This window comes from Acinetobacter tibetensis (assembly GCF_023824315.1).
Lineage (GTDB): Bacteria > Pseudomonadota > Gammaproteobacteria > Pseudomonadales > Moraxellaceae > Acinetobacter > Acinetobacter tibetensis.
The window spans coordinates 1,405,690-1,422,985 of the sequence record NZ_CP098732.1 but is presented as its reverse complement, the minus strand read 5'-3'; the positions used below and the strand labels follow the sequence as shown (position 1 = coordinate 1,422,985).

Here is a 17,296-nt window from a genome sequence, read left to right as displayed (position 1 = left end):
CATCCGTGCATTCATTTCATTCTATTTTAGGAATCAGTATTCTGTTGTTTTTCAATCCAAAGTTCTAAACCATCAAATGTCTTAAAATCATCGATTGCCCGTACATTTAAATGCGGACTACGTTCCAATAACATTTTACTCAAAGCATTACCTGTTCCTATTTCTAGAACAATATCGGGTTGGTTCTCTTGTATAGCGGTTAAACACGAATCCCAGTCTATGGCATGGTTCATTTGATGAATCAGTGCTTCAACGGCATCGCTGGTTTTATAATATTTATGACCACCCGAACCACCAATAATTGGCGTTCCCAAACGGTTAAATTGATGCTGTACCATGACCTGCCGATAAGGGGCTACAGCGCAATCCATTAAGGATGTATGTGAAGGAATAGTGACATTCAGTCGCTTTACCGAACGAGTCCCCACCTGTTCAAGTTGTTGTGTCAATTGCTGTAAATTTACTTCTAGACCACCCACAATAAAATGACTATCGCTAATTTTTATTGATAATTCGGTCTCAGTCTTTGCCAAAATCGGTTCTAATCCTGCCCAATTCATGCCCTGAACAGCCAGTAAACCACTCGGTTGTTGCACAGCCTTAGACATTAACATGCCTCGCTGTCGGGCCAAATACAGCCCTTGCTCAAAACTAATTTCGGTTGAACAAATCAGTGCGCTCAGCTCACCCAGTGAATACCCTGAAAAACTGATGATTTCATCCAACTTATGCTTTAGCTTTTGCCATCGACACCACTGTAGTGCAAAGATAAAGGGTTGAGCAAAATCGTTAGAATATAAGTCTGCCTCAGATAAGTCAGGCTTAAATAACTCAGGCAGATGTTGCTTGAGCTGCAAATTGACATCTAACTCTGTGGCAAGGTCTTTCAATTGCTGAACATGAGCTAAGTTCTGCACCCCTTGCCCACTAAATAATATTGCGAAATTCATGTTCCACCTTCAGCATGAACAAAGTCACCCCCAATAAATCGGCACTCCCCCCCGGACTTAAGCGATGCTGAACGAAATAATCTTCCACTTTAACCACTTCTTGCATCCAATTGTGTTGTAGCACACCGCCTCGCGCTAAAAACTGCTTCGCCATATCTTGCACAATATATAAAGCCGATAAACCGCCACGCCAAACAATATTGGTATCTTGTAAATGAGACATTAATGCAAATAAAGCTTGAAGGGAGGCTCGCTTTTTATCTTCCGTTTTTACATAAATTTCTAAATAATGTGGAACAGCAACATCTAAAACAGTTTTAAAACCTGAAGCGACTTCCTCAATTGCACCTGTAATGCCGTATTGACTGCGCATGCGTTGCCCGTGGCTGTTTGGATTACGCTCTAAATGATGGAGTAATTCCTCTTGCCACGTCTGCTGAATCATACGACCCATGGAAATCGCATTCACAGAAATATCTTGAGCTAAGCATTTTCCTACCGCCGCGCTGGCAAAGCCTAAATTAAAAATTGCCCCTTTGTGGGTATTAATCTGTGCAGTTGCGGTCATCATTTTTTGTTCAGCTTGAATGCCACATCGCTGAATATTTTCAAAAGCAACGCCCTGATAACCGTTTAAACATTGGGATTGAAAATAACCTGTTAAAGCAGCAATACTGCGCTGAAACAGAGGGAAATCCATATCGGTATGGCTACCCTGCGTTGTCGGACATACTAAACCGGGCTTTTGTTCTAAACTGACTTCTTCATAAAGTGCTGTTCGCGCTAAATGATCTAATTGCATTGCATACTGCGAAATGTCTAATACACTTTCATGCTTCTGTATAATCTGCATCTTCAAGCGTCCCTTCTAATAATTGTTCTAATCTCAGCATATCCACCCGCTGCAATCCTTTTACAATAATGCTCTGCGATTGGTCTGGATAAATCATCAGGAGTTCATTAAACGATACATGCCAAGCTGGATGTATTTGAATTTCTCCATCCAAACGTATCTGGCTCAGTGCTTGAGCCTGTTGAAGCAGATTTAGAATCTCAGGAATTTGTGTTAAATTTTTTGGATATAACACCAAATCCAAGTCGGATGTTGAACGTACATAGGCTTCTTTAGTGAGATATTCATAGGCATAAGACCCGTAGACATACACTTCGCAGCCAAGCTGTTGCAAAGCCTCCGCAAAATCATGAATTACCGTATCTGAAAAGGTGTTTGCATGCTCTTTTAAGAGCGTATGTAAAGATAGCGGTCGGGTGATCAGTTCAATTTCAGCAATATCGACTAAACAGGCAACCCGATATTTGCAACCCTCAACCAAGCAGTTGATCGCCAGCTTAACTTGTCCATCTGCCGAACTTTCCTGCCGACATACCGTCATTGGAATATTCTGACTCAGTAACTGAGACACTTTTTGTTTAGCAGGTTCAGGTAAAGTACTATCCAAAAAATGTAATGTCGCTGAATCATAGAGATAAGCTAAGTCATGACGATCCATTTTCTACTCCTTAGCTCAGTGCCACTTTCTCGACAATTTGATTACAAAGCATACGCCCCTGACGCTGCTGTCCAACGACACGGCGCTGATCTGTCAAATAAGCTTCAAGACGTTGTTGTTGATTTAACAGTGCTTGGCTGACCCAATCGGTGTCCAAGTTTTCCCATACGGCGTTGATTGCGCCCATCTTGTAGAAATTTTCGACTCCTGGTGCAAAGATGGCTGAGCTTTGCGACAGTTGTTTCAGTTTTTCTACAGGAATTTTGGTCACCCGTGCCATCGCGTTCAGGTCCATGACTTTGACTTGAGAATCACTGAGTGCATAGACTTCATTGGCCATGAGTCCATAGGACAAGAACCCACCACTGACCGCTTGACCGAAAATAATGGCAAGATTGGCATGTCCACTACGGCGTAATAGATCTACACAAGATGCCAAATGTGCAAAAGTACGGTTGAGACACAACAATTCATCGGCACGTGATAAATCTTGGCCTTGCGTATCCACAATAAACACCACGGGAGTTTTATTGCCTTGTTGCACCAATTTTAAAATTTCAGAAGACAACTGAATGGCAATGTCTTGATTGATGGGTGCAGCATTAACCGTACCCAAAATTCGTACTGGACCAACCGCAGTCTGTGCATCCCCTTTAATGACATAACCCTCAACCTGATAATTCAGTTGATTTGGAAAAAGTTGTTTCAAAACTAATTCTGTATTCATTGCATCATCCTTGCTTTAACATCACGACTTCATGCGCCGAGAGCATTGGAATTTTTTCTGGCTGAGCGATGCCCATTTCATGCCAAATCTGTAAGCCATCGTTTTTGCCAAACCAGCGTTGCTGTTGTTGCTCAAGTTGTTGCTGTTGCTGCAATAATTGTTCTAAGTCTAAAGGGGCTGCTTTCGCGTCTAGCTGCGTTAGAATCGCATCACGAATATCCGCAATATCATCCTCAACCAAAGCCTGTACATGATTGAGTAAATAACGATGTTTACCCCCTGTGACACGCCAAACCAAAGCACGGTCTTTCGAATCAAACTCTTCGACGCCTTTCACTGTTTCAATCACTTCTGGGCCAGACAGTGCCAAACGCCCTTCTTCCGTCATGATGATGGAGCTACTTAAACACGCACTGATACCCATACCACCAAAAGCGCCACAGGTTCCGCCAATCACGGTAATAATCGGAATCCCCGCATTGCGTACCTGTAACATCGCACGCATAATTTCGGAAATGGCAATGAGACCAGCATTCGCTTCATGCAAACGCACACCACCTGAGTCGACAAAAAACAGTACTGCTTGCGCTTGATCTTGAATGGCTTTATGTAAGAGACCGACAATTTTCGCCCCGTGGATTTCACCCACAGCACCGCCCATGAATTGACCTTCTTGAGCCATGATATGCACTGGTCTTCCGTTCAAACGCGCTGTACCAATAATCACACCATCATCAAAACTTCCTGGAATATCCAAAGCCGAGAGATGTGGGCTAACCTCCACCTCCGTCGGCTTTAAGATTTCATGAAAACTCTGAGCATCGACGACCGCTTGAATACGCGCACGTGCGGTTTTTTCATAAAAACTATTTTTGAGCATCACTTGATCCATGTTCTATACTCCCTTAAACATAGATAATGCTTGGCTTAAGCGCAGGTTCACCACCGCTGGGGTCGCGCCCATATCATTTAACTGAAATTTAAGCCCTGCTACCGCATGACGTTGTGCAAATTCATTCAGTACAGACTGCCAAACATGTTGAAAACCGACGGCTGATGTCGTGACTTCAATCTGACAAATATCTGCCTGATCATGCTGTGAAACCAAAACTTCTAAATTTCCAGAACCAACCACACCACAAATAACCGCTGCTTGTTCAGCGCTCAGCGGTGCTGATTGCAATTCAAATTTTAACTTTTCCATGTCGATCACCAGTTTCTAAAGCGACTTGGGGGACTATATAAACCACCCGACCATTTAACTAAATCTTTCACCGATTTTGCTGCCAACAAATCACGGCTCACTTGTGTTGGATCGATGCCCAAATCTTCTGGACGTTGAATAATGCCGCGCTGACGTAATTCTTCCACTTTGGCCTCATCACGCTGCATCCCCACTGGGGTATAACCTGCCACACCACGAATGGCTTGTTCCCGTTCTTCTGGAGTCCGACATAACAGCAAGTTGGCAATCCCTTCTTCCGTCACAATATGCGTTACATCTTCGCCATAAATCATGATTGGCGGGAGTTCACTCTCCATTTTGTCCTGCAACTGCCACGCATCTAACTCTTCAACAAAAACGGGATGCATATGTTCACGGTAGGTTTCCACCAATTGCACCACCAACTTACGTCCTTTAATCAGTTTTCCATCGACCGCTTCACGGCCTGCTTTGGTATAAGCATAACTGGCATGACGACGTCCATGCGGGTCAGAACCCATATTCGGTGCACCCCCAAAACCAGAAATACGGTCTACGGTTGCAGTTGAACTGTTGCCCTGTAAGTCAATTTGTAGCGTCGAACCAATGAACAGATCACAGGCGTATAAACCTGCGGTTTGACTAAAGGCACGATTGGAGCGCATGCTGCCATCACTACCCGTAAAGAACACATCTGGACGTTCTTTAATATAGTCTTCCATCCCGACTTCAGAACCGAAGCTATGGATCGATTCGACAAATCCACTTTCAATCGCTGGAATTAAAGTTGGGTGCGGATTCAAAGCCCAATTGGTACAAATCTGTCCCTTTAGTCCTAATGATGCTCCATAGGTAGGCAGTAAAAGTTCTATCGCCGCGGTATCAAAACCAATGCCATGATTTAAGCGTTGAATTTGATAAGGCGCATAGATGCCTTTAATCACCATCATTGCCATTAAAATTTGCACTTCAGTAATTTGTGCAGGATCACGGGTAAATAACGGTTCTATATAGTTGTGCTTGGGACTTTCAATATAAAAATCGACCCAATCCGCAGGCACATCCACACGTGGTAACTTATCGACAATTTCATTGACCTGTGCAATCACAATGCCGCTTTTAAATGCAGTCGCTTCAATAATTGCAGGGGTATCTTCGGTATTCGCACCCGTATAGAGGTTGCCCTCACGGTCTGCCGCATGTGCTGTGATTAAACATACATTTGGCGTTAGGTCGATAAAGTAGCGACCATATAACTCTAAATAGGTATGAATTGATCCAATACTGATTTTTTGCTGCTGAACCAATTGAGCCAGACGCAAACTCTGTGGGCCAGCAAAGGAAAAATCAACCTTAGAGGCAATGCCTTTTTCAAAGACATCTATGTGGCTGGGTAAAGCCAATACAGACTGTACGATATGTAAATTATTCACCACATCTGGATTACATTGACTTAAGCTCTTGGAGAGAAAATCGGCCTGCTTTTGGTTATTACCTTCCAAACAAACGCGATCACCACTGGAAATCACCGTTTCCAAAAGTTCAATCACCCGAGCATGCTCAACTTGTTTTGCAAAACCTTTTTCTTTGGCAAGATTCAGTTTTTCTTGTCGACGGGTGCGCTGCTTATCCCATAAGCGTGTCTTAACCATTTGGTTCATGGGGTCACCTTTATGCTGTGCTTAGCCGAAGATGGCATTAATTGTGAGAAAAAATACAGATGGCCCAAGTAAACAACCAAGACCGGTATAGAAGGTTGCGACCAATGCACCATAGGGTACTAAACGTACATCAGTTCCTGCCAAACCTGCTGCTGTACCACTGGTCGTTCCCGCCATTCCACCAAAAACCATGGCAGAACGTGGACTTTTGAGATACATAAATTTTGCGAACAACGGTGTACCCACCATAAAAAACACCGCCTTGATCAGACCAATTGCAATTGATAATGCAATCACTTCTGAGCTTGCACCAATGGCTGAACCAGTCACAGGCCCAACGATATAGGTCATCGCACCTGCGCCAATCGTAGTCATCGAAACGGGATCTTTATAGCCCATTAACCATGCCACCATTGCACCAATCAAAAATGGAATCACGCAGCCAAGTGCAAGCGCGATCAAGCCCACCTTTCCTGCTTTTTTCACTTCTTTAACGTCGACTTCAAACGCCGTTGATGCAATGGCCAAGTCACGAATCATGGCACCACCGAGTAAAGCAAAACCTGAGAAAATGGCGATATCTGAAATGCCCTTTTCACCTTGAGTATAAATCCCTGCGAAATAAGCCAAGACCAACCCCATAGTGATGGCGATGGCTGAGCTTTGTAACTTCCCTTTGGTGAGATATTTCGACAAAAGATGCGACACATACATCATCAAACCAGTCACTGCGAGCGCCGCGACGAGGGCATTTTTGGTAAAAACCGTAATTATTTCTTCCATTGTGTTTCTTCCTTGTAACCGTACAACTGATTGTTATTTCGTGTTATGACAACACCCTTGTCCTTAAGTGGCTTTTTCAGTCTGCTCTACAGCCCATTCATAGCTTTCATAGTCGCCACTGGATTTATTCAACCAACGAATCACCAAGACTGTGCCAATCAAAGACGCAAGCGAAACAATCAGACCCAACATCCCGCCTGACATAGCAGCAACGACGTTTTGGCCTGCCGACATTGCAACAACAATCGGGATATACATACCTGACCAGTACAACACACCAAATTGAGTCACTTGAGGTAAGTGCCCGCGTTTAGCTAACAGTTCCTTCGATAGAATTAATAAAATCATGGCGATGGCCACACCACCTACATTGGCTTGAACACCGAGTGCAATACCGAGTGCATTGCCTAGATAAACACCAAGTAAATGGCAGACTGCCAATATAGCTGTTCCGTAAATAATCATTGCTGAATCCTCCCTGGATCATGCAGCGCTTCTAATAATCTGACTTATAATTTGCTATAGTTATAGCTTATCTGTATCCAGTGTACAATATTTTGTACTCAAATAAACATAAATTGTATACAATTTTTGGTGATGTATGACTTCAATTGCGGAACTTCCTCTTTCTATTCAAATTAGTAAAAAGTTAGAGGATGATATTATTTATGGCTTTTTCCTGCCCGGAACTAAGCTAGATGAACAAGAACTTTGCGAACGCTATGGGGCTTCACGTACCCCGATTCGTGAGGCATTAAAGCTATTGGCCGCTGAAGGATTGGTTGAAATTCGTCCACGTCGTGGCGCCATTATTCCGACCATTAACTCACTCACCCTCTGTGAAATGTTCGAGGTGATGGCTGAATTAGAAGCCATGTGTGGACGTTTGGCCGCACGGCGCATTCAACCTGAAGAAAAACAAGAATTACAGCGTTTGCATCTATTGTGTCAGGATTATTTAAAGCAAAATGATTCGGAAAATTATTATGAGGCTAACCGTTTATTTCACTTTGCCATTTACCACGCCAGCCATAATGCCTTTTTAATTGAGCAAGCGTGTACTTTACACAAACGTTTGCATCCCTATCGTCGCCTACAACTCCGTGTCAACCATCGAATGAATCATTCTTTTTCAGAACATAGCGCAATTTTAGACGCCATTTTTGCAGGTCATGAACAAGAAGCTGAGGCTTTGCTGAAAGCGCATGTGGTCATTCAAGGTGAGAAATTTACGGATTTTATTTCGACAATCGAGAGCATTCAGCCCAAAAGTTAGTCTTTTGTAGAGATTCGAGCACCAATCTGGGTGCTCGTCAGTTCAGCCACTTAAAACGGCTCCTGTTTATGAAGCCGTCGTGATTTTTGAATGATTTAACTCTGCAAAACTTTGAATTTTATCAATGTCTTTTTGAATCGAACTCGACACCACATTGGGTAATATCTGATTCACTTTGACAAAGATTTTTTCAGGATACCCGACTTGATAGTACAACTTGTCGTTCTGTAAAAATTGATACAACTCTTCAGCTACAAAAACAGGACTATCCATTTTTACACCCAACTTGGCATTCATTTCTACCACCACTGGACTGTTCATGGTAGTAGCGGTTGCCCGAGGTGAAAAGTATTTAAACTGAATTGGTGAGTTGGAATATTCACGTGCCAAGGCTTCGGTTGCACCGCGCAAGGCAAATTTACTGGCACAGTAGCTCACATAACCTGGGTAACCAATGCTGCCAAAAGTCGATCCCATATTAATAATCTGGCTTGGTGCGGTTTTCGACATTAATGGAATAATGTGCTGAATTAATTGTAGTGGGTACACCACATTAATCAGCATCATTTGTTCAATCGCTTCACTCGACTGGTGGCTAAACAAAGAAAAATCATTCACCCCTGCATTGTTAATATAATAATTGATCTGAATCTTTTGCTGCGTCAGTGCTTGAATAAATTGCTCACGACTCTCGGTATCGCTCAAATCGCAACACAGACTTTGTAGCTTTAATTGCGGATATTGCGCTTTAAGTTCTAACTGCATGGTTTGTAATGCTTTGGCATTACGTGCCACCAAAACTACATTCACATTGTTTTTGCATAAATTCTCAACGATGGCTTTGCCTATGCCACCTGTTGCCCCAACAATCACTGCGGTTAAATTTGACATAACTGTACTCACTCTAATTTTATAAAAGCTTGCTGCTTAAAATCTTTCATTCAACCCTAAACCCATACTGATATAGAGTTTACGCTGCTCAAGAGGGACTAAAATTTCACGTCGACCATGCATAAAACGTTTGTTGTCGATAATCGCAACATCACCATCTTGCCAGTCAATTTCCTGCGTATGCTGTTCGCACAGTTCCGTAAGTTCTGCAATCAGTTCTTCGCTAATAATGCGGCCATCAGCAAAGGTGAATTTCGGTTTTTGATAATTATAAGATGGTCCTAAAATGGTATTGGCAAATGCAGGTACACCTTTCAAATTATCTCGGCGAATCATATTCATTTGCAGGTGGTATTCCACACCTTCATCGTGAGATGGAGTAATCGTTTGTCCTGGAATCATCTGAATAAATTGGTTCAACTCTTGCCAAGTCACTGAGTTCGCTTCCGCAATATTGAAAGCAGTCGCCACATATTTCTGCCAAATCTGTTTTGGTAAATAACGGCTAATGGTCATCGGTGCGGCAAATTTTTGTTTTAACGGCTCAGATAAGTTTTTCCATACTGCATGTCCATCACATACAGTGGTTTGCGAACCTTGAGAAGCGCTAACTTCACTAAAAAAAGCAATAATATCTGGAGGTAATGGCGTTGAACCATTTTCAATATGCAGCCCAACTGCCTGAGTGCCTGCATCCACTTTCTGAGATTGTTGTGTGATATTTTCACGGGCAGGGTCATAGGTCAGCTTTTGACATAAAGCTGTCATCAACTCACTAAAATGGTGCACGTCATAATGTTCATGTCTGAGTAAAATCCAACCTTGCTCACGTAAGGTATTCTTGATTTCTGCATGACTTGAAGCTGAGTAACTACGACTCTGCTCAAGGTCAAATATGGATTGTTCAATATTCATATCTTTACTCACTGTTTAGTGAAATTTTATGCTTTGAAATTAAATCTTCAGGTCTTATTGCGGCTATCGCTTGCTTAGCTGAACGACAGCTCATTGAAGCGATAAATACTGCCCAAATTGCTTTTTAATTTCGTTGCGTCTCAATTTCCCGTTGTCGGTTAACATCTGATTATTCAGTGAAAATGGTTCTGATGATCGATACCATTGCTTAATTTGGGCATAGTCAGGCATGCGGTCATTCGCTTTCTGTATCGCTTGCGCTAACATGCCATCCGAAATATTGTCTTTGGCATAAATCACCGCAGAAAGATAAGGCTGTGCTTCACCAAAAATGGCAATCTGATTAATTTCTGGCTCACTCGAACCATTCGATTCCACCCATTCAGGTGAAATATTTCGCCCAAAACTACTGACAATAATTTGCTTGATACGCCCCGTAATAAACAGGTAACCGTCTTCATCAAAAAAACCAGCATCACCTGTGTGAATCAGAGGATCGACTGCGACCTCATTGAGATAACCCTGCATGGCATTGCCGCGTACAATCACTTCACCATTGTCCGCAATTTGTACATCTACATGAGGTAATGGTTTGCCTACACTGCCAATTTTTCTGGCATTCGGCAGATTTAGGCTAACCACCGAAGCGCATTCTGATAGTCCATAACCTTCATAAACAGGCAAATTCAACTGTTGCGACTGCAACAATAAATCGGGCGAAACCTTACCACCACCCACTGCAATAAATTTCAAACTCGCAAAAGCCTGAGCACCAAATTGCTGAATATATTCCACCATTGCCTTGAGCATTTGCGGCAATAAAATCACGCTCTGAATCTGGTATTGCTGCACCGTAGCTGCAAAGTTTTCCACCTTAAACTCATGATTCGACACCAGTCCAAAATGACTGACATTCCCTACAACGATTGAACGCCCCATATTCAAGGCAACATAAATCCCTGCAATGTTTTCCAATAAAGTAGCGAAGGGAATCAAACATAGATGTCGTCCCAATTGGCTCGACTGTAATGCTGCACTGAGCGATTCTGTAATCGACTGAATCGTGTCTTCCGCCAGACATACCCCTTTAGGTGTGCCCGTGCTGCCTGAGGTATACGTAATCTTTGCGGGAACGGCTGAATCCATCGTTGTGGGTGCAGTTACATTTAAACGAATAAAAGTGCCAGAAGCCTGTTCAGCATTAAGTAATTGTTGAATATGGCCTTGCTCATTCAAGGTATGCAACCATGTATGATTTTGTGCCACACAATCAAGGTGATACGCTGACAAGGTAAGATTTACATCTGCCATAAAAATCGTATCGACTGCACTGTCTTTTAACAGATGTAAAATCTGCTGAGCACTAAAAAATAGAGGGATCGGGATCACGGTAATCCCTGCTTTTTTAGCAGCTAAATCAATCAACACCCAATCAATACTGTTCATGCCCCAGATCGCAAGTTTCTGCGTCTGTAACAGCCCCAGTTCCTTACTGAGGCGTTCTACAGCATGATGAAGTTCTACATAACTTACTGTACGTACTTCGGTCACAATCGCTTCACGTTTAGGCATTTGCTTAGCGTACGCTGCAATAACATCAAAAAGTTGATTCATAGACTTCACCCACGGATTGCAGCACGATTCACTTTGAAATCATAATGTTGCTGGGTCACAGCCAAAGCATCAGCAACATTAATTGCCAACACCAATGGTTTTTGTTGATAGTAATTACCCCATTGTTTTTTGGCTTCACCCAACACTTCAGGATTTGCTTTTTCTAATACATGAAAATGCAACCCCATTTGCTGTAATACATAGCGTACGGCAATCGTACCCGTACATACCGCCCACTCGACTTCCGCTACCGTGAGATAGAACACCAAAAATGCCACCATCATTTTGGCGTATTCCATGTTCTGAGAAGCAAGATTGCCAATTTCAATAATCTTTTCTCGAGCTACATCGCGTTGAATCATTTTTGTTAACGTCTGTTCAATCGGCTGTACGAGATACTGTTCTAAAAATGCCTGATGGGATTTGAGCGGTTCAATGCCTATCGCCACTTGAGTTTGATGCTGAAATTCCCCCACAAATAAGGTGGAGGAAAAATGTGACAATGTTGCTTTATGCATTTCCTGATACTTAGTACTGATAAAAGCTTCCACCTGTTTTCGCTCAGGTTGACTTTCTTGCACAGCATGAATATGGAGCATCATCTTTTTTTGATGTGATACAATTTGATAGGTTTTCTGGTTGTCTAATAGATTTAAATGTTCTAGCTTTGCTGTAGAATTTTTATAAACTAGATGATTCTTATAATAATTCAGACCATTAAATTTGGTTGAAAAATCTGTCCCAAAGATGAATGTCGTCATAGTCATCTCGCCATAAATTAATTCATTAAAAAATAAGTTTTGAAACTTAAAATTTACTTAAATCTTTATGACAATTTTATGACAACCATAACTCTTAATAATTTATTTATTTTTATATTCAGATGCTTATATTATTTCAGCTTTATTACATGAGATTTAAGATACAAAACAATATATTTAAACGAAAGATCAAAAAACCTAACTGAAAATTGTTATCTTTTACACTATTCATTATACCCACCAATTGCTGATGAGATCTTTTATAAAGCCTAATCCAAGAAACCAAAATAAATACATGCCAAACACTTAAAATAATTATATTTTATTAAAATATATAAAGTACAAAATGACCATCTCCAATTTTTTAATTCACTCAAATGAAATTGATTATAGTTTAAACTTAGTTTTAGTCTTGAAAAAATACTAAAAAATTCTTCAATAAAACAATATATTGGATAATTTAACCCATAACTCCCCATTGAGTCATAGGTCAAATATTGAATCTATTAGACTTGAGTTAATGCAATTGCCAAGTCACCTGTACCGTCTAACTCGGATACTTGTCCTGCTAAAGGCTGACTAAACTGAATACGCTTGATTTGAGACGCTTTTTCTTCAGAAAAGACTGGAATTTGGCTCATGGCGAATTCTGATAGTGCTGTGATGGTTAAAGATGGATTTACCCCTAAATTCCCCGGAACAATTGAGCCATCAATCACACGTAGGTTTTTATAGCCGAAGACTTGCCCTGTAAAATCCACCACACCATTCGATTGGTCACGCCTACACCATGTAAAATGGTTGTCTTACTGGTAAAGGTAAATTGCATGGTGCCTTTGAACCCTAACTCAGGCATCCATAAATAATTTTTGGTATCTAAATTGGTGGTTGGAAAATCATGGTCTTCACGGCGTAAACCCTTCTCTAAGATCAGGACGTTATAGCCTTTTTCACTTAAGCGTAGCGCACTGACCGAGCCACCAAAACCAGATCCGATGACAATCTGATCAAAATCAAAATGTTGATCACTCATTCTATTAACTCCTTTAATAGCTTTTTTTATTTTTTAAACATGCGTCAGTCCTGAGCTTCAAAAATCATTCTGAAGCTCAACTACCCTATTTAAGGGTTTAAACAGTAAAACTAAGACTTCATACGAATTAAAAAATTCAGCACCCAAGTGGCAAACTTGCCATACGGCGGCGCCAGAAATTTCAAACTCGAAAACCCTGCCTGATAAAATACTGGGCGCATTTTTGAGAACGTGAGAAAACCTTCATAACCATGATAATGCCCCATACCACTTGCCCCCACACCACCAAATGGTAAGTCGTGTTGTCCAACGTGGAATAATGCATCATTCACAGACACACCACCCGACATGACACGACTGATATAGAACTCGACTAAACGCTTATTGTGACTAAATGGATAAAATGCCAGAGGTCGATCACGCTGCACAATATAGTCCACCACTTGTTCAGGGCTTTGATAAGTTTTCACCATCAAAATGGGACCAAAAGTTTCGCGCATATCAATTTCCATCTCATCATTGCTGTTGAGCACCAAAGTCAGCGGAATTTTTCGTGTTGCAGCATCGGCTTCTTGTTGGTTTAAATTAATTAAAGTTGCCCCTTTGGCTTCCGCATCAGCAAGACTGTGAATTAAGCGTTGATAAGCACGATGATCAATCACCGAAGTATAATCTTTACTATAAATATCAGGTACATGCTCTTGTACCCAAGCCTTTGCAGTTTCAATAAATTGCTGAAGTTTCGTTTCATGCACAAATAAATAATCGACATTGGTACAGATTTGTCCCGCATTAAACTGCTTCACGAACATAATCCGCTCAACTGCTTTGTCGATTGGGTATTCTGGATCAATGACCGCGGGTGATTTACCCCCGAGTTCCAAAGTCACAGGAGTTAAGTTTTCAGCCGCAGCCGCCATCACTTTACGTCCTGTAGCACCTGAACCCGTAAACATCAGATGATCAAATGGCAGTTTGGAAAATACGACACCAACCTCGCCCGTTTCATCAAAAATTTGTAATTTTTCTTTGGCAAAATATTTAGGGCTAATCTCAATGAGCAACTCTGCCAAATGACGCGAATTTTCCGACATTTTCACCATAGCGGTATTCCCCGCAGCAAACACGGCGGACAATTGCGAAAACATCAAATTAATGGGGAAATTCCACGGCACAATAACGCCAATCACACCCAGTGGTTGAGGAATTAGGCGGTTCTTGGCACCAAAGTACATGCTGTGATCGACTCTGCGCTTTTGCACCTTCGTCCATTGATTCAAATGTTTAATACTGCTATTGATATCGTCAGTAGCTGTAATAATTTCTGCCAGTAAAGTTTCATGACGTGAACGATTGCCATAATCACGATTTAAAGCTTCAATAATCGCTTCTCGATGATTAGTGATCATGGCCTTTAAATTCAATAAATGCTGTTTGCGTTGTGCATTGCTTTCAATGCCTTGCTGATGAAAGCTCGTGCGCTGTAATTGGAAACAGTTTTGTAATGTCTGTTCGATAACTGTTTGCTCTAAATGCGACTGAACTGTAAGTTGCATAGTCTTTCCTTTTAACGGCTAACGATTATTGACTCGTTCTTGATGCCTAGATGGAGAAAATCTCTCACTCTACTTTAACAAAACACTTGAATTGAGCTTGACTTTTTAGGACACTCACTTGATCTTTTAGGACATTCAGGAACATTGTTATGGCAAGTTATATCCGTGCAGCCAGCCTTGGTGGGTTCGAAGAACTTGTTCGTAGTTACGGTGTAAATCCTATAGAAATATTAAAACAAGTCGGTATTTTGCCATCTTTACTACGCGATCCCGATTCTTTCATTCATTATGATCATTACTTAAGTTTATTAGAAAATGCGGCTTTGCACTGCCAAGAAGAATGTTTTGGTTTAAAACTTGGCGCACTACAAAATATTAACACGATTGGTTTAATTGGCGTGTATATGTCCCGACAAGCGACCATTTTAGATGCGTTGAATGTTGCCCAAAAATATGTTTATTTACATGCCGAAGGCATCGTGTTTCAAGTTTCACAAGTAAATGCACAACGGTCTAAACTGACCTTTGTTCGTTTAAACGAATACAATGTCGATATCCCACAAAAGTCACAACTGGCAATCTGCCTCGTGACGAATATTTTAAAAGATTTGATTGGACCCGCATGGCATGCTGAAAAAATTCATCTTAAGCAACATGCTCCCAAACACCCTAAAGTGTTTACAGAGCATTTCGCTTGCCGAGTTGAGTTCGAAACAGAAGAAGATGCGCTTTATTTCCCTGCCAGTTTTTTAACCCATAAACCTTATGCATTTAATGAAGATTTGGTAGATCAACTGATCGTACAACGACTGGAAACGCAGAGCAGCACCAAAGCTACTCTTGATCCTACATTGATTGAAAGCTCAGTCCGCATGTTAATGGCAACAGGTGATTGTAGTATTGAAAATATTGCTTTATGTATGGGTATGCATCCAAAAAAGTTACAGCGACTCTTAAAAATGCAAGGCACGACTTATCGAGATTTACTCGAAAACGTCCGCAAGAAAGAAGCGCTTCGTATGATTAACGCGGGTAATGTCAGCCTCACAGATTTAGCCTTACAACTCGGCTATGCAGAACTTTCCATTTTTAGCCGTAACTTTAAACATTGGTTTGGCATCAGCCCTTCCGAATGGCGTGATCACAATAAACAAGCGTTTACGCATTAAAATCGTATTGAGTCTTTTAGCATGATTCGATTGGCTTCAATCCGTGCCAACTGACATATGTTCGTAGACATGGCATCACGCTAAATTCGCGAGAGAATACTTAACGCTCTCATTCAAAATTATTAAGATTAAACAGGGACTTGTAGTATTAAATACTTTTCACAAAAATCAATATATAAAAATATAATATATTCATGATAAACATGGTAATTTAAAATAAACCCATACAAAATATAAGGTGATTTACCATGAGCTACACCGAACTTACACAAGAAATTTCTGCCAACATCAAAAGTATGCGTGATCAATCCCCCGATCTGATCAAGAGTTTTAATTCACTCTCGCAAGCTGCCATGAAAGATGGCATTTTGGATGCTAAAACCAAAGAATTGATTGCGCTTGCCATTGGCGTTGCCAACCGTTGTGATGGCTGTATTGGTTTTCATGTGCGTACCTTGGTCAAAATGGGCATGAGCTTTGAAGAACTGAATGAAGTGCTAGGTATCGCTGTGTATATGGGTGGCGGACCATCGTTAATGTATGCTGCCAATGCTGTAACTGCATTTAATGAATTTAATCATGCCGAATAATTCAGATACGCCTATAACGAATGAATGGGATGCTCGCTATGCCGAGCAAGATCATCTTTATGGTCGGGACGCCAATGTGTTTATTCAGCAGATCGCACAAAAAATTGACATTTTAGGTAATACCCTTGGGCTTGCCGAAGGTGAAGGTCGCAATCTGCTGTATTTGGCTGACTTGGCAAAACAACAGCAACGCCCCTTTCGCGCTGAACTCTGGGACTATGCTCAGGTTGCGCTAGATAAAGCACAACGCCATGCAGTTGAACTCCGCATCGCACTTCATACGCATAAAGTGGATTTAACTCAGGCAAATTGGCAAGAAAATCAATATGACAACATCATCTGTGTATTTGGGCATTTTAATGCGATAACACGCCAGCAGATGTTGCAAGGTGTTCGCAACAGTTTGGTTGATGGCGGATGGTTTATTGGTGAAGTTTATTCCACAGAACAGCTTGCCTATCAAACTGGTGGACCTCGGGTCAAAGCAATGCTGTACGATCCGATAGAATTTCTAAATCATTTTCAACACGATCATATTCAGCACTTTTTTGTCGGTGAAGTTGAGCGCTTCGAAGGACAGCTCCATCATGGCTTATCACACGTAATTCAATTTGCGATCCAGATCCGTAAATCCGACGTATCTCAATAAACAATA

General features: G+C 41.4%; 19 protein-coding genes and 1 pseudogene. 4 read left to right on the top strand and 16 right to left on the bottom strand.

Annotation, left to right across the window (positions count from 1 at the left end; all coding sequences use genetic code 11):
• Positions 1-26 precede the first annotated feature (26 nt).
• The 9 genes from M5E07_RS06950 to madL all read right to left on the bottom strand — a co-directional run bounded on the left by M5E07_RS06950 (position 27) and on the right by madL (position 7,301).
• Positions 27-950 (bottom strand): ACP S-malonyltransferase, encoded by a 924-nt coding sequence (locus tag M5E07_RS06950; RefSeq protein WP_252223323.1) that lies wholly within the window; start codon positions 948-950, stop codon positions 27-29.
• Complete coding sequence (gene mdcB / locus M5E07_RS06945; protein ID WP_252223321.1) at positions 928-1,803, bottom strand: triphosphoribosyl-dephospho-CoA synthase MdcB; 876 nt, start codon at positions 1,801-1,803, stop codon at positions 928-930. The genes M5E07_RS06950 and mdcB overlap by 23 nt, the downstream gene beginning before the upstream one ends.
• A complete protein-coding gene (gene mdcG / locus M5E07_RS06940) occupies positions 1,781-2,461 on the bottom strand; it encodes a malonate decarboxylase holo-[acyl-carrier-protein] synthase (protein ID WP_252223319.1) in 681 nt (226 codons plus the stop codon). Before mdcG ends, mdcB begins: the two co-directional genes overlap by 23 nt.
• A 10-nt stretch (positions 2,462-2,471) precedes the next feature.
• Positions 2,472-3,188 carry a biotin-independent malonate decarboxylase subunit gamma gene (gene mdcE / locus M5E07_RS06935; RefSeq protein ID WP_252223317.1) on the bottom strand — a complete coding sequence of 239 codons (717 nt, stop codon included), beginning with the start codon at positions 3,186-3,188 and terminating at the stop codon, positions 2,472-2,474.
• Positions 3,189-3,192: 4 nt separating this feature from the next.
• Positions 3,193-4,080: a biotin-independent malonate decarboxylase subunit beta gene (locus M5E07_RS06930; protein WP_252223315.1), complete on the bottom strand. Its 888-nt coding sequence runs from the start codon at positions 4,078-4,080 to the stop codon at positions 3,193-3,195.
• 3 nt (positions 4,081-4,083) lie between these two features.
• Positions 4,084-4,392, bottom strand: coding sequence for a malonate decarboxylase acyl carrier protein (gene mdcC, locus M5E07_RS06925; RefSeq protein WP_252223313.1), 309 nt, complete (start codon positions 4,390-4,392; stop codon positions 4,084-4,086).
• A 5-nt stretch (positions 4,393-4,397) separates the two neighbouring features.
• Entirely contained in the window at positions 4,398-6,053 is a 1,656-nt protein-coding gene (mdcA, locus tag M5E07_RS06920) for a malonate decarboxylase subunit alpha (protein WP_252223311.1), read from the bottom strand.
• Positions 6,054-6,074: 21 nt separating this feature from the next.
• Positions 6,075-6,836: a malonate transporter subunit MadM gene (gene madM, locus M5E07_RS06915; protein WP_168158472.1), complete on the bottom strand. Its 762-nt coding sequence runs from the start codon at positions 6,834-6,836 to the stop codon at positions 6,075-6,077.
• Positions 6,837-6,899: 63 nt separating this feature from the next.
• Positions 6,900-7,301 (bottom strand): malonate transporter subunit MadL, encoded by a 402-nt coding sequence (gene madL, locus M5E07_RS06910; RefSeq protein WP_116759575.1) that lies wholly within the window; start codon positions 7,299-7,301, stop codon positions 6,900-6,902.
• A gap of 136 nt (positions 7,302-7,437) precedes the next feature.
• Here madL and M5E07_RS06905 point away from each other — a divergent pair, with 136 nt between their 5' ends.
• Positions 7,438-8,112, top strand: coding sequence for a GntR family transcriptional regulator (locus M5E07_RS06905; RefSeq protein WP_252223303.1), 675 nt, complete (start codon positions 7,438-7,440; stop codon positions 8,110-8,112).
• Between the two features lie 66 nt (positions 8,113-8,178).
• On the opposite strand, the gene M5E07_RS06900 is transcribed toward M5E07_RS06905, so the two are convergent.
• From M5E07_RS06900 to M5E07_RS06870, 7 genes and pseudogenes are all read right to left on the bottom strand, one after another.
• Positions 8,179-9,003 carry an SDR family oxidoreductase gene (locus M5E07_RS06900; RefSeq protein WP_252223301.1) on the bottom strand — a complete coding sequence of 275 codons (825 nt, stop codon included), beginning with the start codon at positions 9,001-9,003 and terminating at the stop codon, positions 8,179-8,181.
• Positions 9,004-9,039: 36 nt separating this feature from the next.
• Positions 9,040-9,918, bottom strand: coding sequence for a TauD/TfdA family dioxygenase (locus M5E07_RS06895; RefSeq protein WP_252223299.1), 879 nt, complete (start codon positions 9,916-9,918; stop codon positions 9,040-9,042).
• 90 nt (positions 9,919-10,008) lie between these two features.
• The gene (locus M5E07_RS06890) at positions 10,009-11,532 is read right to left on the bottom strand and encodes an AMP-binding protein (protein WP_252223297.1); all 1,524 of its coding nucleotides are present in this window, start codon (positions 11,530-11,532) and stop codon (positions 10,009-10,011) included.
• A gap of 5 nt (positions 11,533-11,537) precedes the next feature.
• Entirely contained in the window at positions 11,538-12,293 is a 756-nt protein-coding gene (locus M5E07_RS06885) for a thermostable hemolysin (protein ID WP_252223294.1), read from the bottom strand.
• A gap of 506 nt (positions 12,294-12,799) precedes the next feature.
• Positions 12,800-13,060 (bottom strand): annotated as a pseudogene (locus M5E07_RS06880) (GMC oxidoreductase); the annotation flags it as partial.
• On the bottom strand, positions 13,009-13,326 hold the full coding sequence (locus M5E07_RS06875) for an NAD(P)-binding protein (RefSeq protein ID WP_252223290.1): 318 nt from the start codon (positions 13,324-13,326) through the stop codon (positions 13,009-13,011). The pseudogene M5E07_RS06880 and the gene M5E07_RS06875, both read right to left, overlap by 52 nt.
• Positions 13,327-13,436: 110 nt before the next feature.
• Positions 13,437-14,882 carry a coniferyl aldehyde dehydrogenase gene (locus tag M5E07_RS06870; RefSeq protein ID WP_252223288.1) on the bottom strand — a complete coding sequence of 482 codons (1,446 nt, stop codon included), beginning with the start codon at positions 14,880-14,882 and terminating at the stop codon, positions 13,437-13,439.
• Positions 14,883-15,031: 149 nt separating this feature from the next.
• On the opposite strand from M5E07_RS06870, the gene M5E07_RS06865 reads away from it, so the two are divergent.
• The 3 genes from M5E07_RS06865 (at position 15,032) to M5E07_RS06855 (ending at position 17,290) form a co-directional block, all read left to right on the top strand.
• Positions 15,032-16,051 (top strand): AraC family transcriptional regulator, encoded by a 1,020-nt coding sequence (locus tag M5E07_RS06865; protein ID WP_252223286.1) that lies wholly within the window; start codon positions 15,032-15,034, stop codon positions 16,049-16,051.
• A 248-nt stretch (positions 16,052-16,299) separates the two neighbouring features.
• Entirely contained in the window at positions 16,300-16,641 is a 342-nt protein-coding gene (locus M5E07_RS06860; RefSeq protein ID WP_116759591.1) for a carboxymuconolactone decarboxylase family protein, read from the top strand.
• Positions 16,631-17,290 carry a class I SAM-dependent methyltransferase gene (locus M5E07_RS06855; protein ID WP_252223284.1) on the top strand — a complete coding sequence of 220 codons (660 nt, stop codon included), beginning with the start codon at positions 16,631-16,633 and terminating at the stop codon, positions 17,288-17,290. The genes M5E07_RS06860 and M5E07_RS06855 overlap by 11 nt, the downstream gene beginning before the upstream one ends.
• The last annotated feature ends 6 nt before the right edge of the window (positions 17,291-17,296 follow it).